The following is a 2,009-nucleotide window of genomic DNA, read 5'->3' as shown; positions in this document are numbered from 1 at the left end:
ACCTGAAGCGGACCCACCTGGAGCTGGGCGGCAAGGCCCCGGTGGTCGTCTTCGACGATGCGGACGTGGCGGCGGCGGCCGAGGCCATCGCGTTGGGTGGCTACTTCAACGCCGGGCAGGACTGCACGGCGGCCACCCGCGTGCTGGCCGGGCCGGGCGTCCACGACGACTTCGTGGCGGCGCTCGCCGAGCAGGCCCGCGCCACGAAGACCGGCGGGCCGGACGACGCCGACGTGCTCTACGGCCCGCTGAACAACGCCAACCAGCTCGCCCGGGTCAGCGGTTTCGTGGACCGGCTGCCGGACCACGCGGCGATCCAGACCGGTGGGTCCCGCCAGGGCGAGCGCGGCTACTTCTACGCGCCGACCGTGGTCTCCGGGCTGCGGCAGGCCGACGAGATCATCCAGGACGAGGTGTTCGGTCCGGTCATCACCGTGCAGCGCTTCACCGACGAGGACGAGGCGGTGCGCTGGGCCAACGGCGTCGACTACGGCCTGTCCGCCTCGGTCTGGACCAAGGACCACGGCCGGGCCATGCGGATGACCCGACGGCTCGACTTCGGCTGCGTCTGGGTGAACACGCACATCCCGTTCGTCTCGGAGATGCCGCACGGTGGCTTCAAGCACTCCGGGCACGGCAAGGACCTGTCGGTCTACAGCCTGGAGGACTACACCCGGATCAAGCACGTCATGCACAACATCGAGGGCTGAACCCATGCCGAGTTCGGAGGAGTTGCACAAGCGGCGCGGCGGCGCCGTCGCCCGGGGCGTCGGCAGCGTCATCACGTCCTACGTGGACAGTGCTGCCGGCGGGACGATCACCGACGTCGACGGCCGGGAGTGGATCGACTTCGCCGCCGGCATCGCCGTCACCAGCGTCGGCAACTCCGCCCCGAAGGTGGTCGAGGCGGTCCGCGCGCAGGTCGAGCGGTTCACCCACACCTGCTTCATGGTCGCGCCGTACGAGTCGTACGTGGCGGTGTGCGAGCACCTCAACGCGCTGACGCCGGGCGGGTTCGAGAAGCGTTCGGCGTTGTTCAACTCCGGCGCGGAGGCGGTGGAGAACGCGGTGAAGGTCGCCCGGCACGCCACCGGTCGACCGGCGGTGGTGGTGTTCGACCACGCGTACCACGGCCGGACCAACCTGACGATGGCGTTGACCGCGAAGAACATGCCGTACAAGCACCGGTTCGGGCCGTTCGCCGGGGAGATCTACCGGGTGCCGATGTCGTACCCGCTGCGCGACGGTGGGCTCTCCGGAGCGGAGGCCGCAGCTCGGTCGATCGAGATGATCGAGAAGCAGGTCGGCGCGGAGAACGTCGCCGCGCTACTCATCGAGCCGATCCAGGGTGAGGGTGGTTTCGTCGTACCCGCGCCGGGTTTCCTGCCCGCGCTGCGTGCCTGGGCGACGGCGGCCGGGGTGGTCTTCGTCGCCGACGAGATCCAGACCGGCTTCTGCCGGACCGGCGACTGGTTCGCCTGCCAGCACGAGGGCGTCGAACCCGACCTGGTGACACTCGCCAAGGGCATCGCCGGTGGCCTGCCGCTGGCCGCGGTGACCGGTCGGGCCGAGCTGATGGACGCGGTGCACGTGGGCGGGCTCGGCGGCACGTACGGCGGCAACCCGCTCGCCTGCGCCGCCGCGCTCGCCACCATCGAGACCATGCACGAGCTGGACCTGGTCGGGGCGGCCAGACGGATCGAATCGCTGCTGGTCCCCCGGCTACGGGCCATCGCCGAACGGGACCCACGGGTCGCCGAGGTACGCGGCCGGGGCGCGATGCTCGCCATGGAGCTGGTGCTGCCGGGCACGCTCACCCCCGACCCGGTCGCCACCGCGGCGATCTCGGCGGCCTGTCACGCCGCGGGCCTGCTCACCCTGACCTGCGGCACGTACGGAAACGTGCTGCGCCTCCTACCCCCGCTGGTGATCTCCGACGCCCAGCTCAACCGGGGCGCGGACCTGCTCGACGCCGCCTTCCGCTGAGCGGATGAGCGGCTGGGCGGCGG

The 2,009-nt window shown here is 71.3% G+C and carries 2 protein-coding genes; both read left to right on the top strand.

The features are described from left to right. Positions 1-710 (top strand): aldehyde dehydrogenase family protein (locus KBX53_RS31190; protein ID WP_210863330.1); only part of this gene is annotated, 710 nt, incomplete at its 5' end. 4 nt (positions 711-714) lie between these two features. Beyond that, positions 715-1,986: a 4-aminobutyrate--2-oxoglutarate transaminase gene (gene gabT, locus KBX53_RS31185; protein WP_210863328.1), complete on the top strand. Its 1,272-nt coding sequence runs from the start codon at positions 715-717 to the stop codon at positions 1,984-1,986. Positions 1,987-2,009: the final 23 nt, after the last annotated feature.

This window comes from Micromonospora sp. M51, assembly GCF_018070305.1.
Taxonomy (GTDB): domain Bacteria; phylum Actinomycetota; class Actinomycetes; order Mycobacteriales; family Micromonosporaceae; genus Micromonospora; species Micromonospora parva.
This window is presented reverse-complemented; position numbering and strand designations above follow the sequence as displayed.

Coding starts and splice junctions, on each gene's coding strand:
- gabT (WP_210863328.1), top strand. CDS start 715: ATGCCGAGTTCGGAGGAGTTGCACAAGCGGCGCGGCGGCGCCGTCGCC.